This window comes from Arthrobacter oryzae (assembly GCF_030718995.1).
Lineage (GTDB): Bacteria > Actinomycetota > Actinomycetes > Actinomycetales > Micrococcaceae > Arthrobacter > Arthrobacter oryzae_C.
On sequence record NZ_CP132204.1, the window covers coordinates 2,447,626 to 2,466,602 of the forward strand.

An 18,977-nucleotide genomic window follows, 5' to 3' on the forward strand; every position below is an offset into this window, starting at 1 on the left:
GCCGCCGTCGTGCGTCAACACTCCCGCCATACTGCGAGTTTTTGTCCAGATAACGGGAGCAAATGGCCCCTCAAGTCGCTCTATCTGGACAATAACTCCGGGGAGGAGCGGATTAGGAAGCCAGCCAGATGTCCGGGCCGAAGACTTCGTAGTGGATCTTCGTTGCGGGGATGCCTGCGTTGATGGCCTCGTTGCGGATGTGCTTCATGAACGGAAGGGGTCCGCACAGGTACAGCGACGCGTTGGCGGGCAGGTCCACCTCACGCAACGACATAAAACCGGCGTTGGAACCGGCCTGGGGCTCTTCCAGCCAGAGCTGGAGGTCGGCACCCTCGAGGCGTTCGACGTCGTCCGTCATCTGCCCGCGCAGGGCCCAGCTGTCCAGGGTGCTTTCGGCGTGCAGCACCAGGACCCGGCGGTCGGATCCGGCCTCGGCGAGCGACCGCAGGATGGAGGCCGTGGGCGTGCAGCCGATGCCGGCGGAGGCCAGGACCACGGGGCCGTCGCCGTCCTTGAGCGTGATCTCGCCGTACGGGTTGGAGATCTCGAGGATGTCGCCAACCTCGACGCCGTGGTGCAGCACCGGGGATACCTCGCCGCCGTCGTCCAGTTTGGTGGTGAAGGTGCGGCTGGTGCCGGCGTCGTCCGAGAGGGAGTACTGGCGGACCTGGCGCAGGCCGTCCGGCAGCTGGACCTTGACGCTGACGTACTGCCCGGGGAGGGCGGCGGTGACGGGGGTGTCATCGGCCGGTTCCAGGGTGAAGGTCATGGCGCCGGTGCCGGCGGGTGTCTTGGCGGCGACCCGCCACGGGGTCCACATCTTGTCGTTGGCCTGGCTGGCGTAGAGGCCCTTCTCGATCTTGATGAGGGCATCAGCCATGAGCCAGTACACCTCAGTCCATGCCTCGGCGATTTCGGGGGTGATGACTTCCGCGAGGTCCTCGGCAATGGCGGCGAAGAGGTGCTCGTAGACCACCTGGTACTGGGGTTCGGTGATCCCCAGGGAGGCGTGCTTGTGGGCAATCCGGGAGAGCACGGTTTCCGGGAGGGTGCCGGGGTTGTTCACCAGGTGCGTGGCGAAAGCGGCGATGCTTCCGGCCAGGGCCTGCTGCTGGTTGCCTGAGCGCTGGTTGGAGCGGCTGAACAGACCGTCCAGCAGTTCCGGGTGGGCGGCGAAGAGCCGTGCGTAGAACTTGGGGGTGATGTCGCCGATGCGGGAGCCGACGAGCGGCAGGGTGGCCTCGATGACAGGGCGGGATTTGTCCGAGAGCATGTGTGACTCCTGAGGTAAGGGCCCGGGGCCTTCGTCCGGACCGCGATCAATACATGTATTTGAAATACGAGTATTTGTACCTCAGTTCTACACGTCGTAGAAAACATTTCCAAATTGGGGCGGGGCTCAGAGTCCGGGCCGGAGCCCGATCGCCTGGAACACCGGCTCCATCTGGCGCGTGCCGGGGAGGGTGGACACCACGATGTCGTCCAGCTCCCGGTAGAAGGCTTCCCGCGCACGCGCCAGGGCGCCGCGGAGCTTGCATTCGTTGATGAGTGGACAGTCGCCGTTCACGGAATGGCAGTCGGCCGGATCGGCACGGGTGTTCAGCTGCCGCAGGAGCTGGCCCACGGTGGCCCGGCGTCCGGCCGCGTTGAGCCTCGAACCGCCGTTGCGGCCCCGCTCGACGTCGATCACGCCAAGTTCGCGGAGCCTGGCCATGGCCTTGCTGACGTGGTTGTAGGGAGTGCCCACGGCGTCGGCGATGCTCTGGGTGGTCAGCAGGTTGCCGTCCGGCGCCGCCGACAGCACCATCATGGCGCGAAGGCTCACATCCGCAAAGGCGTTGATCTTCATGTCAGCAACCCACTGGAGGTCTAGTCCACCCAGATGGCGGGTTCGCTGGAATCAGCTGCAAGCTGGCCGAATTCCCATTCGCGTGACTCTGCGTTGGGTTCATAGGGCAGGACGGCGGCGAACACGGATCCGTCGCGGTGCTCGGCCGCGACGTGGATGGCATCCGTGTCCTCCTCCAGCAGGGTGATGTCACAGACCACGGCCGCGGCACGGAAATCGTCCCGGTTCTGCCGGAGCAGTTCGGTGAGGTCGCTGATCATCGTGTCGGCATCGAACTCGTCCTCGGAGCCGTCCTCGGCGTCAGCCGGCGTGACGGCGACAAGGCGCACCTCGCCGTCGTTTTCCACCACCAGGGCGAACGGCAGGAACCCGCCGTTGCGCCCGAGCTGTTCCTGTGCCGCGCCGACTCCGGTGCCCAGCAGGTTTTCCAGGTCGGTGGCCGTGGCTTCGGGCACCGAGTCCCGCCAGGAGGTTCCGGGAAGTTCAGTCATGCGGGGGGCCTAGCCGTTGACCAGGGCCAGCACGCGGTCCCGGATGCGTTCCATGGTTTCCCGGTCCGCGGCCTCGGCGTTCAGGCGGAGGAACGGTTCCGTGTTGGACGGGCGCAGGTTGAACCACCAGCTGCCGTCGCGGGCAGTGAAGGTGCTGCCGTCCAGCAGGTCGATCTCTACGTCTTCGCCGGCAAAGTCGGCGCGGACACGCTCCACGGCTGCTGCCTTGTCCTCAATTTCGGAGTTGATTTCCCCGGAGGACACGTACGGCTCGTACTCGTGGCCGAGTTCGGACAACGGGCGGTCCTGCTCGCCGAGGGCGGCCAGGACATGCATCGCGGCAAGCATGCCGGTGTCCGCGTTCCAGAAATCGCGGAAGTAGAAGTGTGCGGAGTGCTCGCCGCCGAAAACGGCGCCTTCCTCGGCCATCACTGCCTTGATGAATGAATGACCAACGCGCGTGCGGACCGCGCGGCCGCCGTCGTGCGCCACGAGTTCCGGGACGGCCTTGGACGTCAGCAGGTTGTGGATGATGGTGGGCGTTTCCTCCCCCTGCGCCTTGGCGCGCGCGATTTCGCGGCGGGCCACCATTCCGGTGATGGCCGACGGCGACACGGGGTTGCCCTTCTCGTCGATCACAAAGCAGCGGTCGGCATCGCCGTCGAACGCCAGCCCGATGTCCGCGCCGTGTTCGACGACGGCGGCCTGGAGGTCCAGCAGGTTTTCCGGCTCGAGCGGGTTGGCCGGGTGGTTCGGGAACGAACCGTCCAGTTCGAAGTACAGGGGGATGATGTCGAACGGCAGCTTGGGCAGGAGGGCGTCGCCGAGTACCGCGGGGGTGGTCAGTCCGGCCATGCCGTTGCCGGCGTCGACAACCACCTTCAGGGGGCGGGATCCCGTGAGGTCCACGAGCTTGCGGAGGTACTCGGAGTAGTCCTTCAGGACGTCGTGGACGCCGATGAGGCCGCGCTGGGCGGCGGCCGGGATGGATCCGGCGTGGAGGTAGTCCTCCGCGCGGGCCTGGATTTCCTTCAGGCCGGATTCCGAGGAGATCGGCTGGGCGCCGGCCTTGGACATTTTGATGCCGTTGTACTCGGCGGGATTGTGGCTGGCGGTGAACGTGGCACCGGCCGCGTTGAGTGCACCGCAGGCGTAGTAGAGCTCGTCGGTGGAAATGAGGTCCAGGAGCTGGACGTTGGCTCCGCGGGTGGCGGCACCGTTGGCGAATGCCTTGCTGAACTCAGGGGAGGAGGGGCGCATGTCCCCGCCCACCAGGACGGTCTGGCCCTCGAGGTTCAGGACGTCCACGAAGGCGGCACCTACGGCTTCGACGATTTCGGCGGTAATCGACTCGCCCACAATGCCACGCACGTCGTAGGCCTTGAACGATGCCGAAAGGTCAAAAGTCTTTGTCTGGTCGCTAGTCACGCGTTCCATCTTACGTTGAAGCGCAAAATGGCTGTGGAGGAGTAGTTGCGTTACGGCAGCGGCGCGCCGCGCGGCTTTCCACATGGCCGGATGCCCGACTTCCCGGCTGTCGGAGGGGGCTGGGATACTGAATCAATGGCCAATAACCAGAATGCTGCTGTCCTGTCCGCTTCCGCCGACCTCCCCGCGGGTGGGACGGGGACCCGGGACCAGGCGCTGGAGGTGCTGCGGGGACTCGTGGGACATCCGGAGGCCAGCTTCCATGACGGGCAGTTCGAAGCCATTGAGGCGCTGGTCGACGGCGGCCGCCGGGCCTTGGTGGTCCAGCGCACCGGCTGGGGAAAGTCGGCTGTCTACTTTGTGGCGTCGCTGCTGCTCCGGCGCCGCGGCGCCGGCCCCACCCTGATCGTTTCGCCGCTGCTCGCCCTGATGCGGGACCAGGTGGCGGCAGCGGCCCGGGCAGGCGTCCGTGCCGTCGCCATCAACTCCGCCAACCAGCTCGAATGGGACACTGTCCGCGAACAGCTCGCCGCCGACGAAGTGGACGTGCTGCTCGTTTCTCCGGAGCGGCTCACCAATCCTTCGTTCCGGGAGAACCAGCTGCCCGAACTGATCCGCCGCACCGGGCTCCTGGTGATTGACGAGGCACACTGCATCTCCGACTGGGGCCATGACTTCCGCCCGGATTACCGGCGCATCGCGGACCTCATCACCCAGCTGCCGGATACCGTGCCCGTGCTGGCCACCACTGCCACCGCCAACTCCCGGGTGGTCCACGACATCGAAGAGCAGTTGGGCGACGGTGTGCTGACCATCCGCGGGGCACTGGGCCGCGAATCGCTCCGGCTCGGCGTACTGAATCTTCCGGACTCCCGCGACCGGCTGGGCTGGCTGCTGACGCACCTGGCGGACCTGCCCGGCAGCGGCATCATCTACACCCTCACCGTCTCGGCGGCCGAGGATACTGCGCGACTGCTCGCCGAAGCTGGCCATGAGGTCCTCGCCTACACCGGCCGCACCGATCCCGCTGACCGGGAACGGGCGGAACAGCTCCTGAAGGACAACCAAGTCAAGGCGTTGGTGGCAACGTCTGCCTTGGGCATGGGGTTCGATAAGCCGGACCTGGGCTTCGTGGTGCACCTTGGCGCCCCGTCCTCACCGGTGGCCTACTACCAGCAGGTGGGCCGTGCCGGACGTGGTGCGGCCAACGCCGACGTCCTGCTCCTGCCGGGCTCCGAGGACCGCGACATCTGGCAGTACTTTGCCACGGCGTCCATGCCGTCGGAGGAAAAGGCCGCGGCTGTCCTCACGGCCCTGGCCGAGGCAGGCGCCGCCGTGTCCACCGTGGCCCTCGAGGCCCGCGTTGACCTGAGGCGCACACCCTTGGAACTGCTGCTCAAGGTTCTGTCCGTGGACGGCGCCGTGGAGCGGGTGGGCGGCGGCTGGCGCTCCACCGGCCAGCCGTGGACCTACGACGCCGAACGGTACACCCGCATTGCCGAGGCCCGTGTGGACGAGCAGGACTCCATGGTCATCTACCAGGACACGGCCGGTTGCCGGATGGAATACATCACCTCGGTCCTGGACGATGAGACAGCCCGTGCCTGCGGCCGCTGCGACAACTGCGCCGGGCGCTGGTTCCCCGCGGACATCTCCTCCTCGGCCACGGAGGCGGCCGGGCAGACGCTCAGCCGCGCAGGCGTGGCGCTGGAACCGCGGCTGCAGTGGCCCAGCGGGATGGACAGGCTGGGCGTAACGGTCAAGGGCAAGATCAAGCCGGAGGAAAGTCTTGCCGAAGGGCGGGTGCTGGCCCGCCTGACGGACCTCGGCTGGGGCGGTTCCCTCCGGGAAATCTTCGCCTCCGGCGCCGCGGACCGTGAGGTTGACCCCGCCATGCTGCAGGCCTGCGTCCAGGTGCTCCGGGAATGGGGTGCAGGAAACGGCCGCACCCCCGGCTGGAGCGGAGCCGGCCGCCCCGCAGCCATCGTGAGCATCCCGTCACGCAGCAAACCCGCCTTGGTCGACTCCCTGGCGCGCGGCATTTCCGGGATCGGCCGCATACCGTACCTGGGCCAGCTGCAGCTGGAACACGGCGGACCCGCCGGCGGACGCGGCGGCAACAGCGCCTACCGGCTGGCCGGAGTATGGGACCGGCTTGTGGTGGGACCGGAGCTTGAAACGGCCCTTGCCGGCATCCAGGGGCAGAGCGTCATGCTGGTGGACGACCTCACGGACAGCCGCTGGACGGTCACCGTGGCCGGGCGGGCACTGCGCCGGGCCGGGGCAGGGGCCGTGCTTCCCCTGGTGCTGGGACAGGCCGGCTAGGACAGCCCGGCCAGGACAGGCAGGCCAGGACAGCCCGGCCAGGACAGGCAGGCCAGGACAGGCCTGCCGGCACGGGCAAGAGCCGGACGGCGGGCTCGCGCGTAAGGGGCGGACTTATTCTGGCACCGCGCCAGGCCCGCCTATAGGATCGGCGAATGAGTCCAGGCCAGGAGCCATGAGCGAATCCCAGAGCAACGCCGCGGCGGCGGTCCGCCAGGAATGGCAGCCGCGGCTGGCCCTGCTGGTGGCGGCGACCTTCTTCATGGAATTCCTGGACGGTACGGTGCTGACCACGGCCATACCCAGTATTGCGGAAGATTTCGCCGTGGCTCCCGCGGACGTCAACATCACCATGACGGCCTACCTCATGACGGTGGCCATGGGGATTCCCGTGAGCGGATGGCTGGCCGAGCGCGTGGGCGCCCGGCGCGTCTTCTGTGCCGCCATCGCGGTGTTCACCATCGCCTCCCTGCTGTGCGCCCTGAGCCAGGACCTCACCATGCTCACCGTCAGCCGCGTCCTGCAGGGTGCCGGCGGCGCCATGATGGTGCCGGTGGGGACGCTCGTGGTGCTGCGCAGGACACCCAAGGAGGACCTGCTCCGGGCCACGGCCTACCTTGTGTGGCCAGGGCTGCTGGCGCCGGTGCTGGCACCCCTGGTGGGCGGCGCACTGACCACGTTCCTGTCGTGGCACTGGATCTTCCTGATCAACATTCCGCTGGGGCTGGCCGCCTTCGTTGCCGCCCTGAGGCTGGTTCCGCAGGGGGCGGGAGACCAGTCCCGCCGCCTTGACTGGCTGGGGCTCCTGCTGACAACGGCCGGAGTCGGTGCCCTGGTGGTGGGGCTCGAACTCGCCACTGCCCACCCCTCAGAACCTTTCGGGGCGGTCAGCGTGGCCGCCGGCTTCGTGTTCATTGCGGGAGCAGTCCTGTGGCTGCGGCGAGCCCCCAACCCCCTCTTCCAACTGAATGTGTTTGGCACCCGGACGTTCCGAGCCACGTCCACCGGCGGCTTCGTCTACCGCCTGACCATCAGCGCGGTGCCGTTCCTGCTGCCGCTGATGTTCCAGGACGGGTTCGGCTGGGATCCGCTGCACGCCGGCGTCATGGTGGCGGCGGTCTTCATCGGCAACATCGGCATCAAACCGGCAACCACGCCGCTCATCCGCAGGTTCGGTTTCAAGCCCGTCCTGGTCTTCGCCTCACTCGCGTCGGCCGTCACGTTTGCACTGTGCGCCCTGCTGGACGCCGGAACTCCGGAACCGCTGATTTTTGCCCTGCTGGTCTGCAGCGGAGCCTTCCGCTCCATCGGCTTTTCGGCCTACGCCTCCGTGCAGTACGCCGACATCATCCCCGGGCAGCTGCCGTCCGCCAACGCGATTTCGGCCACGCTGGTCCAGTTGGCGGCCGGCGCGGGCATCGCGGTCGGCGCCTTGTTCCTCCGGCTCTTCGCCGAACCAGGCGCTTTCGGGTCCGACCCCGTTGCCCCCTACCGGGGTGCGTTCGTGGCCATCGCGGTGCTGATGCTGCTCAGCACGGCGGACAGCCTGGCACTGCACCGCCAGGCCGGCGCCGACGTCAGCCGCGGGCGGTCCGCAGCCCCCAAAGCCGCGAACCCCTAGGATTCCGCCGGAACGCCGGGCGTCGCCGAGAACTGCGGCTCCGCCGCGCCCGCCTCCAGCACCGCCATGGCGGCGTTGTGGCCGCCAATGGCGCTGACGGCTCCGCCGCGCCGGGCTCCGGAGCCGCAGAGCAGGATCCGGGGATCGTCCGTGGCCACACCCCAGCGCCGGGCGGGAGTGTCCAGCAGGGCATCGTCCTCGGCGAACGGCCAGTCAAGGCCGCCGTGGAAAATGTTGCCGCGGGGCATGCCCACGGCGCGCTGGATATCCAGCGTTGTCTTCGTTTCGATGCACGGCGTGCCGCCCGTGCCGGTGAGCAGCAGGTCCTCGATCGGTTCCGCCAGCACAGAGTTGAGGGATCGTACGACGGCGGCCTGCAGCACCGCCCGCATCTCCTCGTTGTTTTCCGCAGTGATGAGCCTGTCCGGAACGTGAAGCCCGAAGACGGTCAGCGTGTGGGCGCCGGAAGCCTGCAGTTCCGGCGAGAGGATGGACGGATCGGTCAGCGAATGGCAGTAGATTTCGCAGGGCAGCGGGTCCGGGACGGTTCCCTTTTCGGCGGTAAGGTAGGCGTCGTCCAGCTGCGTCCACGTCTCATTGATGTGGAACGTTCCGCCGAAGGCCGCCTCCGGGCCGATGCTGCGGTCCAGCAGCCGGGGCAGGCGCTCGAGCAGGAGGTTCACCTTGACCTGGGAACCCTCGCGCCGGTGGTTGGGGTTCCCCGGCTCACCGCCGCCCGTGCCGCGCAATCTGGCCAGCACGGCAGGCGCCACGTTGGACAGCACCCACCCGGCCGAGGCGCAGCGTTCCCCGCCGTCATGTCGGTAGTCCACCGCTCCGCCGGGACGGATGCCCCTGACCTCGGCGGACGTCAGGATGGTGGCGCCGGCTTCGCGGGCGGCCCGTTCCAGCTCACCGGACACGGCCCCCATGCCGCCGATGGGAACATCCCAGTCTCCGGTCCCGCCGCCCAAGAGGTGGTACAGGAAACAGATGTTCTGCTGCAGGTCCGCGCTGTCAGCCCGGGCAAACGTGCCGATCAGGGCGTCGGTCAGGACCACGCCGCGCACCAGGTCGCTGTCCAGCCCGCGGGTAATGGCCTCGCCAAGCGGCCGCTCGATCACCGCTTCCCACACGTCACCCGCACCGGCGGCTTCGGCGAGTTTCCTGGCTTCGGAGCGGGTGGGCAGCGGCGAGGTCATTGTGGGCCACAGTGCTCCGGTGAGCTTCCGGCATTCCGCATAGAAGCGCTCAAAAGCCGCGGCCTCGGCGGCGGGGGCACCCACCGACGCGAAGGACAAGGCGGTGGCCTCCGCGTCCGCGTTGTCGATCAGGAGCCCGGTGCCGGGACTGCCCGGGTCCGGCGTGTAGGACGAGTAGCGGCGCCGTGCCAGTCGGATGCGCAGGCCCAGGTCGTCCATGATTTCCTGCGGGAGCAGGCTCACCAGGTAGGAGTACCGCGAAAGCCGGGCGTCGACGCCGTCGAACGCCTGGGCGGAAACGGCCGCTCCGCCGGCGTGGTCCAGTTTTTCCAGCAGCAGGACATCCCGGCCGGCCCGGGCCAGGTAGGCGGCGGCCGCCAGGCCGTTGTGCCCGCCACCGACAATGACCACGTCATGCTTACTGCTGCTCGCCATGGGGCCATCCTGCCACCCGGTTCCGCGTTTGGCCGGAAACGCAACGTGCCGGGGAACGCAAAAGGCCCCGGTCCAGGACCGGGGCCAAACGCGGAGACGGGGGGATTTGAACCCCCGGTGGAGTTGTGCCCCACACTTCATTAGCAGTGAAGCCCATTCGGCCGCTCTGGCACGTCTCCAATTGCTATTCCTAGCCCACCAAGGATACGCAGAACGGGCCATCCAGTGCAAAACGGTGGGAAAGGCCGTTCAGATTAGTGCAGATTCGGTGCCGGCGGTGCTAGCTGCCGGAGCGTCCCGCCAGGGAGCGCCACAGGAAGTGCTGGCTCCGGCTCTGCAAAGCGGCCGCCTGCCGGTTGTCCGAGGCGCCGGCATGTCCGCCTTCCAGGGCCTCGTGGAACCAGACGTTGGGGATGCCCATGGCCTGCATCCGGGCGGCCATCTTGCGGGCCTGCACGGGGCCCACGCGGTCATCGGAGGTTGCGGTCCAGATGAAGGTTTCCGGGTAATCCACGCCGTCGCGGAGGAGGTGGTACGGCGAGAACGTCCGGATGAACTCCCACTCTTCGGCAACGTCCGGGTCCCCGTATTCGGCGATCCAGGAGTAGCCGGCGGACAGCTTGGTGTAGCGGCGCATGTCCAGCAGCGGCACGCCGCAGGACACGGCACCGAACAGTTCCGGGTACCTGGTGAGCATGTTGCCCACCAGCAGGCCGCCGTTGGAGCCGCCCACGCAGCCGAGGCGTTCCTTGGAGGTGACTCCGCGCGAGATCAGGTCCCTGGCTACGGCTGCGAAGTCCTCGAACGCGCGGTGGCGCTTTTCCTGCAGGGCTGCGCGGTGCCACGAGGGTCCGTATTCGCCGCCGCCGCGGATGTTCGCCACCACGTAGACGCCGCCGCGGCTGTGGGCGGGACCGGCGTCGCCCTCGGGACCGCCCTCACCGGCATCCGGTGCGGTCGTTCGGCGTTCCAGCCACGCCCGGCCGATCGCTCCGCTGTAGGCCGGCGTGCGGGAGACCTCAAATCCGCCGTAGCCGGACAGCTGCGTGGGGTTCTGGCCGTCGAGCACCAGGTCCTTGGACGCCACCTGGAAGTACGGGACCCGCGTCCCGTCCTCCGAGACCGCGAAATGCTGCTGGACTTCGTAGGCGGAGTCGTCAAAATAGGACGGTGAGGTACGGACCACCTCGTGTGCGCTCACCACGTCGCCGTTGTCGCCGCGGCGCAGCGTCCCCCGGGTAAGCGTGCTGGGCGTGGTGAAGCCGGTGGCCACGAGCCAGAAGTCGTTCCCCGCGCCGGGGGATTCGCCTTCCGGTACGGTCACGCTGCCGCCGGTCCCGTCGTCGTTGTGCTCCTCGTCAACCTCGACGCTGTCGTCCTCGTCGTCGACGGCGAACGCGTTGACGTCATGCAGCGGCGGGCACGCGTCAAGGAGCGTGGAAGCCCAGGCGGAGCCGCTGCCGGGCCGTTCGGGGTCCAGGACGCGGATCTCGGAGGAGACGTCCCGCAGGAGGTTCAGGAGCAGGAAGTTCCGGGTCCAGCTCCAGGACTGCAGCGACGTGTGCGCATCCGGGGTGAACAGGACCACGAGGTCGCGGCTGCCGGCAAGGTAGTCCTCGAAGTTCGCGGCGAGCAGGGAGCCGGCGGGGTAGGTGCGGCCGTTGACGGCCCAGTCGCCCTGCGGCCGGAACAGCAGCCACTCACGGTGCACGCTCAGGTTTACGTCGGTGGGGGCGTCGATGGCAACCCAGGATCCGTCACGCAGCACGGACGTGCTCTTGTTGAAGAAGCTGATCCAGTCCATGGCGAAGGTCCGCTCAAACCCCGGGGTGGAATCATGGGCCACCAGCGCCATCATGTGGTCTTCCGGGATTTCGAACACCCGCTCGGCCGTCAACAGCGACCCGCCGCGGGCGAGCTTGACGGCGGTGCTGGCGTAGGACGACGAGGTCTTGGGCATGCCTTCCGCGGTGCTGGAGACCAGCAGCGTGTCCCGGTCCAGCCAGGAGGCGTTGCCCTTGGCAGTGGGCAGGTCGAACCCTCCGGCTGCCGGGTCCACGAACGTGCGGGTTTCGACGTCGAACTCCCGGTAGCGGTTGGCGTCGCCGCCGTCGGGGGAGAGGGCCAGCAGCGCCAGCCGGTGCGGTTCGCCGGGAGCGGGGCGCAGGAAGTTGGCGCCGTGGAACACCCACTCCTCACCTTCGACGGTGGCCAGCGCGTCGACGTCCAGCAGCACGTCCCATTCCGGCTGCCCGCTCTTGTAGCTCTCCCAGGACGTCCGGCGCCACAGCCCCTTCGGGTTCTGCCCGTCCCGCCAGAAGTTGTAGTACCAGTCGCCGTGCTTGCCCACCATGGCGATCTTGTCCGTGGAGTCCAGCACTTCCAGGATGCGGCCCTCGAGCCTCGCGTAGTCGGCGTCTTCAAGCAGGTCCTCGGTTCGGGCGTTCTGTTCACGGACCCAGGCCAGCGGTTCCTCGCCGTAGATCTCCTCAAGCCAGATATTCTCGTCAGTCGGTTCGGGCGCTTTCCCGGAGGCGGAAGAGGCGCCGGACACGGGCGGGTGATCAGCTGCTGTGGTGGTCATGCGCCCTACGAAACAGCATCGGCGCGCAGCTAGCAAGTCACATGCGGATACTCTGGAAGGCGTGGGCACATCGCAAAGCATCCGGACGGCAATCATAGGGGCCGGACCCCGCGGCACCAGTGTCCTGGAGCGGCTCCTGGCCAATTGGCGGCTCAGGAACCCCTCTTCAACCGGGTCTTCCGGACCGCAGAGCGCCGCGGGCCTCCCCGCCGCCGGCCTCCACATCGACGTGGTGGACCCGTACCCGGCCGGGCCGGGCCACGTGTGGCAGCCCGGCCAGTCCCGGCTGTACCTGATGAACACGCAATCGTTTTATCCCACGGTCATTCCCGAGGACCCTGAACTGGCCGCACCGGTGGCCGGCAGCACCTTCGAGAAATGGCGGGCAGCCCAGGCGCGCAGCCCCCACCCTTCGCTCACTGAGGACGAACGCCGGGAACTCGCCAGCCTCGGAGCCCGGGATTTTCCGAGCCGCGCCCTGTACGGCCGCTACCTCCGCGCCACCCTCGACGAGTTGCTCGCGCACCTTCCGGAGGGCGTCACCGTCCAGTTCCACCGCACCACCGCCACCGCCGTGCGGCCGGCAGGAGACGGAACGTTCGACGTCGAACTCGGGGACGGCGGGCTGCTCACCGTCAGTTCCGCGGTGCTGGCGCTGGGACACCTTGACGCCAGGCTCAACGCCGAGCAGCGCGAGCTCCACGCTGGCGCAAGCCAGCTGGGGCTCCTGTACGTGCCCCCGGCGGTTCCTGCCGACGTCGACTGGTCCGTGGTGCCGGCAGGCCAGTCGGTGCTGGTCCGCGGCATGGGGCTGAACTTCTTCGACGTGATGGGCCAGCTCACCGAAGGCCGCGGCGGGAAGTTCGTGGCAGCGGACGGCAACGGCACGGCCCGACTTGCGTACATCCCGTCCGGCGACGAGCCGGTGATCATTGCCGCTTCCCGGCGCGGGACACCGTACCGGGCCAAAGCCGACCTTGCCGGGTACTACCCGTCCGGTGTGACGCTCCGGTACTGCACCGAGGCTGCCGTGGGGCGGTTCGCGGCCGCGGGAATCACACCCGCCTTTGACCATGACCTCTGGCCCCTGCTCCAGCGGGACGCGCTCTGGGCCTACTACTCCACCCTGGTCCGGACCAGCCCGGACGCCGTCACCGAGCCCGAAGCCTTCCTGGCACTGCTCCAGGAAGCGATGCGGCCGCACGCCCACAGCGTTTCCCGCTGGGAAGCCGAAGCGGAAGCCCTGGTTGCGCGGCACGTGGCGCGCAACCAGCGACTGAACCTTCCCGGGCTGGCGGCACCCTTGGCGGGACGTAGTTTCGCTTCGCAGTCGGAGGTGGATGCCGCCGTCGTCGACTACCTGCTCGATGACGCCCGGCGCTCGGCGCTGGGGGAGGACGACCCCGTGAAGATGGCCATCGGGGCGCTGCACCACGGCCGGGCGGTGCTGAAATCGGCGGTGGCCGACGGCGGCATCACCGACGAGTCCTGGGTCGCCGGCCTGCGGGGCTGGTTTGAGTCGTTCGTCGAAGGGCTGGCCAGCGGCCCGCCGGCCATCCGGGCGGAACAGCTCGCGGCGCTCGCCCGGGCCGGAGTGGTGGGTTTCGTGGGACCGGACCCGAAGTTTTCGCTGGACCGGTCCGCCGGTACCTTCACGGCCGCATCCCCGTGGGTGCGGGACGGTGCGGTCCACGCGCATGCGATGATCGAGGCGCTCGCTCCCGCCAATAGGGTCACCGTCAACGTTTCCCCGGTGCTGGAGCAGCTCCTCGCCGACGGCCTGGTCCGGCCCCGGCTGATGATGACCGTGGAAGGGGCGCCGGTGGAGACCACAGGGCTGGATGTCAGCCCGCACCCTTACCGTCCGGTGGGCGCCAACGGATCCGTCACCGAGGGGCTGTATGTGCTGGGCCTGCAGCTGTCCGCCGCGCAGTGGGGCACGGCAATCGCCGCGGAAGCGCGGCCGCAGGACGGGCCCGTGTACCGCAGCGGCCAGCGCACGCTCCGGGACGCCGACGAGATTGCCCGCCACATCCTCGACCGCTGACCCTGCCGTCCCGCACCACCTGCGCCCCACCACGGACGCTCTCTCACCTCCTGCACCTTTTGGGGCGACGCTCTCTCACTTCCCGTCGCTTTTTCCCAGACGCTCTCTCACTTTCTTCGACGCAGTGAGAGAGCGTGGCAGGGGAACCGGCAGGAGGTGAGAGAGCGTCGCAGGGACACAAGAAACATGCCCCGCCTCCGGAGCCGGGAACCGCAAGGATTCCCGGCCCGGCGACGGGGCATGCTCATTCTCTGTCAGGCTGCGAAACTAGCCCTTCAGGCAGTTCTGGTATTGGAGCCAGGCCAGGCCGTACTTGATCCACCCCGCAAAGTCGTACCAGTTGGTGGGCGGTACGGGGGCTGTGCAGACCGGCGGGACGGGGCCGCTGTCAGCAACCTGCACCGCGGCCTTGACCACGGTCCCCGATTCAGCTGCGGTGAGCACCAGGGTGCCGGGGCCTGCCGCCGCACCGGCCGGGACCTTCACGTCCACGGTCGCGGCCCCGGCGGACACCGGGATGGTGCCGAGCTGGGTTACCGTGCCTGCAGCATCCGTGAAGGAGGCCGCCAGCGAGGTGTTGACCGGGCTGCCCAGCGACGTGAGATCCAGCTTGGAGACTGCCAGCGTGATGGAGTCACCAGCCTTGACCTCGGCCGCCGTGGTGTTCACCACGGCAACAGTGCGGCGGGCGAAGTCCGGCGCTGCAGGGTTGTGCTCCTGCAGGTACTTGATCCACGCATCACGGTCCACGAGGCCCGAGTCCTCGGTGCCGGCGCCCTCCTTGAAAATCCGGAAGTTGTCGCCGCCGGTTGCCAGGAAGCTGAAGGTGCCGATCCGGTAGGACTTGGCCGGATCGATGAGCGAACCGTTGACCCGGATGGACGTGATGCGGTCACCCGCGGCGCGCGCGGCGTCGTAGGTGTAGTTGACGTTCTTGGACAATCCCAGCTGCTGGTAGGCGCGGCTCGGGACCGTGCCGTCCGGGTTGGTCTGCCACTGCTGTTCCAGGAGCGTCTTGAACTGTGCCCCGGTCAGGGAGGTGGTCCAGAGGTTGTTCACGAACGGAAGCACGGCATTCGCCTCCGCGTAGGTGATGGTTCCGTCCGGCGCGAAGTACAGCTCGTTGCGCAGGCCGCCGGGGTTTACGACGCCGATTTCGGCGGCCCCGAGGTCAGGCGCCTTGAGTGCATCCACGAGTGAGTCGGCCACGAGGTTGCCGAGGGTCGATTCGTTCGCGCGGTCGTCACGGGACGCCGGGCTGGTGGCCGTGGCGGGCGTGAAGGCCGTGGTGATATCGGCGGTGACCTTGCCGACCGGCTGGTTTCCGATCACGGCGGCGTCGGCGATCGCCTTGTCAACGATCACCTTGACTGCAGCCACTCGCGGGTACTTGGCCACCAGGTCCGCGGCCGTCTCCGTGGTGGTGGGCACAGTGCGCTTGACGTTGCCGGCTTTGTATCCGGTGACCTGCATGCTCGCGGTATCCACTGTCAGCTGGATCTGGCCGATGAACTCGCCGTAGCTGCCGGTCTGGACGATGGGGCGGGTTTTGCCGGTCGGCTGGCCGCCGGCATCGAGGACCGGGGCATCCCACGCGTACTGCTTGTGCGTGTGGCCGGTGAAGATGGCGTCCACTTCGGGAGAGGTTTCGTTGACAAGCTTGGCGAAGGGGCCGCCGGCGGCGACTTCCTGCTCCAAAGTGGAACCGTCGGGTGTGCCGGACCCGGCGCCGTCGTGGTTTTCCACGATGATGACGTCGGCAAGCTTGTCGGCAGTGATCTTTGCGGCAACACGGTTGATCGCGTCAACGGGATCGCCGAAATCAAGCTCGGTGATGCCTGCGGGCGTGACCAGCGATGGCACTTCCTGGGTGACGGTGCCGATCACGGCCACCTTGACGCCGTTCATCTCCAGCACCGTGTATTCCGGCAGGGCCGGTTCCGTGGTGCCCTTCTTGTAGACGTTGGCGCCGAGGTACGGGAATTTTGCGTTCGTACCGCCCGCCACAACGCGGTCGCGCAGGTCCGCCCAGCCGCCGTCGAACTCGTGGTTGCCCACAGCGGAGGTGCGCAGCTCGAGGGCGTTCAGCACATCGATGGTGGGCTGGTCCTTGGCGACAGCCGAGGCGAACAGCGAGGCTCCGATGTTATCTCCGGCGGACAGGAAAGCGGTGGCCCCCGGCGCGGCGGCTTCCCGGAGCTTTTCGATGGTGGCGGCGAACAGGACCGTGTTGGAGTCGATGCGTCCGTGGAAATCGTTGATGCCCAGGAAGTTCAGGTCCGCGCTGGCAGGTGTGGCCGGCAGGTCAACGCCCACCACCACGGGATCGTGGTCGCTGGCCCGGAACTGGTCCGGCGCATAGTAGTTCGTCACATTGTTGTTATACCGGCTGTACTCCAGAGCAACGGACTCCACGGAGTTGATGTTCCAGATGTCGGCGCCGGTGACCACCGAGTTCGCGCCCGGCGAGGCAAGGACATGGTCCAGGGAACCCACCAGGCCGCCGAACAGGTAGGAGTGCTTGGCAGAGCCGTCGGCGTTCCGGGCCTTCTCGTCCTGGTTGACGTAACCGGCGGCCGTGAGGACGTTGAGGGGATCCTCCTTGGCGTACGCGTTGAAGTCGCCCATCAGGAAGACCTTGTCCGTGCCCGTCGAGGCCTGCAGGTCGTTGGAGAATGCGAGCAGCGACTTGGCCTGCTCGGTGCGGGCCAGGTTCGAGGCGCCCTGGCCCTTGTCAGTGTCTTCGGCAGTCGCGGCTGAGCCTTTGGACTTGAAGTGGTTGGCAATGGCGATGAACTTCTTGTCATCGGCCGCGCCGGCCGGCTTGAACACTTGGGCCAGCGGCTTGCGCGCTGTGGCGAAGGCCACGGTGTCGTTGTGGATGATGGATTCGCCCACCGGTTCCGCAACAGCCTTCTTGTAGATGAACGCGGTGCGGATCATGTCCTCGTCGGCCAGCGGGGGAGCGTTGGCAGGTGTGCGGACGTAGTCCCAGATGCCGGGCGTGGAAACGTTCAGGGCTTCCACCAGCTTGGCCAGGGCATCGTCGCGGTCCTTGCCGAACTGCGCGGAGTTCTCAACTTCCATCAGGGACACGACGTCGGCGCCGGACTTGCCAATTGCGGCCACGATCTTGTCCTGCTGGCGCTTGAGGTTCTCGGCGTTGGCGGCACCGCGGGCGTCACAGCCGCTCTTGACAGTGATGGGGTTGCCGTCACGGTCGGTGTAGAACGTGCAGCCGGTGAGCATATCGCCGGTGGTGGGGAAGTAATTCAGCACGTTGAAGGAGGCAATTTTCAGGTTGCCTCCGACGGCGGCAGGGGCTTCGGTACGGGTGGCGCCGAAGGTGGCCGGCTGGATGATGCCGGCGTTTTCCGGCGTCAGGTGGGTCAGCGGCTGGAACTTCCAGGAGTTGTTGGCGTAGCTGAGCACCACATCGGTCTGGAATGTCACCGGAGAACCGACGCGGACGGGGTCCGCGGTGGTCAGGTAGGGCAGCACCTGCGCCTTGGTGGCGGCGTCCTTGAGGAAGTTGGTGCTGGCGCCGTCGTCGAGCTTGATGCCGCGGGCGGCGTTGGCCGCCACGGTCGCCGTGTAATCGGCCGAGCCGTAAGGGGCGACGGCGGTGGGCTGTTCGAGCGGCGTGGTGCCTCCGGCAAGGCCGATTTCGCCGTACTGGTTCAGGGAGTAGTTGTCGGTGACCGTCACCGGGCCCTGGGGAGTTAGCAGCATGCCTTCGAGGGATTCTCGGAAGGCTTCCTCCGCAGGGAGGGTGAAGCCGGTGGATTTCACCTCCGGGGCGGCCTCGGCGAGCTTCTTCAGGCCGGCTGTATCCGCCACATTCACCTGGGTCATCCCGTAGAACTCACTGACGGAGCCGGTGACTTCGACATAGTCACCCACCGCGACGGAACCTACGGTTGCGGGGGAATACACAAAGATAGCGTCCGACGCCGTGTGGTTGGCCGGCGTCAGGTCGCCGCCGGTTCCCGGGGTCTGGAGGTAGAAGCCGCTGAAGCCGCCGGTGGGGAAGGCTGCGGTCACCTTGCCGCGGGTGGTTACGGTGGTGCCGATGAACGGGCTGGCTGCGCCGGATCCCTGGATCTCGGCGATGGTCCTGGCAGCAGGGGCCGGAGGCGGATCCACGGGGTCGGGGTCCACGGGACCCGGGTCTACCGTGCCGCCCGAAGCGGTCGGGCTGATCGTGGCACTGAGGGCGAAGTCTGCCGAGTTGCTGTTGCTGTCCGCAGCGTTGGAGCGGTTCAGGCTCTTGACGTCGGTGTTGCCTGAGGGGGCCGCGGCGGCCTGGGTTTCAAAGGTGTTGGACGCGCCGTAGCCCAGCAGGTCCGCAACGTTGGCCGGTTCGATCACCGAGCCGGTGGCAAGCGGACTGAGGGCAGCGGCCTGCTTTGCGAGGATCAGGGTTCCGGCGCTTCCGGAGGGGTTCAAGCCGGTAGCCACCAGGTCGGGCGCGGGCAGCTCCGGTGCCGTGGAGGTGGCGCTGTTGGTGGAGCCCTGGATCAGGTAGTGTCCCTTCGCCGGGATGCTGCCGTTGAGGGCCGCAACTGTCGTCGGCGATGCTGTGCCGGTGGCGGAGCGGTACTGGAGGGACCAGCCGTCCAGCGTTATCGGCGCGTCGGAAGTGTTGTACAGCTCAACGAACTTATGTTTGTAGGCCGCTCCGGAGCTGCCGCCACTGAGGTAGGCCTCGTTGATAACGACCGGAGACGTGCCTGCGGAGGCCGGCGAGACCTCCACTGCGAACGCCGGCACAGCTGCCAGCGGAGCTGCGATGAGCCCTGCCGATAACGCCGTGCCCAGCGCAATTTTCCATGGTGTGCGATTCATCCGCTCTAACTCTCATTAGGGTGCCCCGGGTAAGGGCTCGGTGGAATGTGTCCGGCGTTGTGGCGCGGACAAGGGCCCGGACTTTACTCCTGGTCAAGTAGTTTCCGGCACAGCAAAACAGAGTCGAATGAACGAGCGGTTGATTCA

10 protein-coding genes and 1 tRNA gene are annotated in these 18,977 nt (G+C 67.6%); 3 read left to right on the forward strand and 8 right to left on the reverse strand.

Annotated elements, in window-relative coordinates; genetic code table 11:
• Positions 1 to 112: 112 nt before the first annotated feature.
• The 4 genes from Q8Z05_RS11315 to Q8Z05_RS11330 form a co-directional block, all read right to left on the reverse strand.
• Complete coding sequence (locus Q8Z05_RS11315; RefSeq protein ID WP_305939745.1) at positions 113 to 1,273, reverse strand: globin domain-containing protein; 1,161 nt, start codon at positions 1,271 to 1,273, stop codon at positions 113 to 115.
• A 126-nt stretch (positions 1,274 to 1,399) separates the two neighbouring features.
• Positions 1,400 to 1,849, reverse strand: a complete 450-nt coding sequence (locus Q8Z05_RS11320; RefSeq protein WP_305939746.1) for an RrF2 family transcriptional regulator — start codon at positions 1,847 to 1,849, stop codon at positions 1,400 to 1,402.
• A 20-nt stretch (positions 1,850 to 1,869) separates the two neighbouring features.
• Positions 1,870 to 2,340 carry a hypothetical protein gene (locus Q8Z05_RS11325; protein ID WP_305939747.1) on the reverse strand — a complete coding sequence of 157 codons (471 nt, stop codon included), beginning with the start codon at positions 2,338 to 2,340 and terminating at the stop codon, positions 1,870 to 1,872.
• A gap of 9 nt (positions 2,341 to 2,349) precedes the next feature.
• Positions 2,350 to 3,768: a phosphomannomutase/phosphoglucomutase gene (locus Q8Z05_RS11330; protein ID WP_305939748.1), complete on the reverse strand. Its 1,419-nt coding sequence runs from the start codon at positions 3,766 to 3,768 to the stop codon at positions 2,350 to 2,352.
• A gap of 135 nt (positions 3,769 to 3,903) precedes the next feature.
• Here Q8Z05_RS11330 and Q8Z05_RS11335 point away from each other — a divergent pair, with 135 nt between their 5' ends.
• Together Q8Z05_RS11335 and Q8Z05_RS11340 are read left to right on the forward strand one after the other, a co-directional pair.
• The gene (locus Q8Z05_RS11335) at positions 3,904 to 6,093 is read left to right on the forward strand and encodes a RecQ family ATP-dependent DNA helicase (protein ID WP_305939749.1); all 2,190 of its coding nucleotides are present in this window, start codon (positions 3,904 to 3,906) and stop codon (positions 6,091 to 6,093) included.
• 175 nt (positions 6,094 to 6,268) lie between these two features.
• Positions 6,269 to 7,714 carry an MFS transporter gene (locus Q8Z05_RS11340; protein WP_305939750.1) on the forward strand — a complete coding sequence of 482 codons (1,446 nt, stop codon included), beginning with the start codon at positions 6,269 to 6,271 and terminating at the stop codon, positions 7,712 to 7,714.
• Here Q8Z05_RS11340 and Q8Z05_RS11345 read toward each other — a convergent pair.
• The 3 genes from Q8Z05_RS11345 to Q8Z05_RS11355 all read right to left on the reverse strand — a co-directional run bounded on the left by Q8Z05_RS11345 (position 7,711) and on the right by Q8Z05_RS11355 (position 11,935).
• Complete coding sequence (locus Q8Z05_RS11345) at positions 7,711 to 9,351, reverse strand: phytoene desaturase family protein (protein ID WP_305939751.1); 1,641 nt, start codon at positions 9,349 to 9,351, stop codon at positions 7,711 to 7,713. The two genes, Q8Z05_RS11340 and Q8Z05_RS11345, sit on opposite strands and share 4 nt — an antisense overlap.
• A 91-nt stretch (positions 9,352 to 9,442) precedes the next feature.
• Positions 9,443 to 9,530 (reverse strand) — tRNA-Ser (locus tag Q8Z05_RS11350).
• Positions 9,531 to 9,631: 101 nt separating this feature from the next.
• Complete coding sequence (locus tag Q8Z05_RS11355) at positions 9,632 to 11,935, reverse strand: prolyl oligopeptidase family serine peptidase (RefSeq protein WP_305939752.1); 2,304 nt, start codon at positions 11,933 to 11,935, stop codon at positions 9,632 to 9,634.
• A gap of 61 nt (positions 11,936 to 11,996) precedes the next feature.
• Here Q8Z05_RS11355 and Q8Z05_RS11360 point away from each other — a divergent pair, with 61 nt between their 5' ends.
• The gene (locus Q8Z05_RS11360; protein WP_305939753.1) at positions 11,997 to 13,982 is read left to right on the forward strand and encodes an FAD/NAD(P)-binding protein; all 1,986 of its coding nucleotides are present in this window, start codon (positions 11,997 to 11,999) and stop codon (positions 13,980 to 13,982) included.
• A 267-nt stretch (positions 13,983 to 14,249) separates the two neighbouring features.
• Here the strand turns inward: Q8Z05_RS11360 and Q8Z05_RS11365 are convergent, their stop codons facing one another.
• Entirely contained in the window at positions 14,250 to 18,830 is a 4,581-nt protein-coding gene (locus Q8Z05_RS11365) for an ExeM/NucH family extracellular endonuclease (RefSeq protein WP_305939754.1), read from the reverse strand.
• Positions 18,831 to 18,977: the final 147 nt, after the last annotated feature.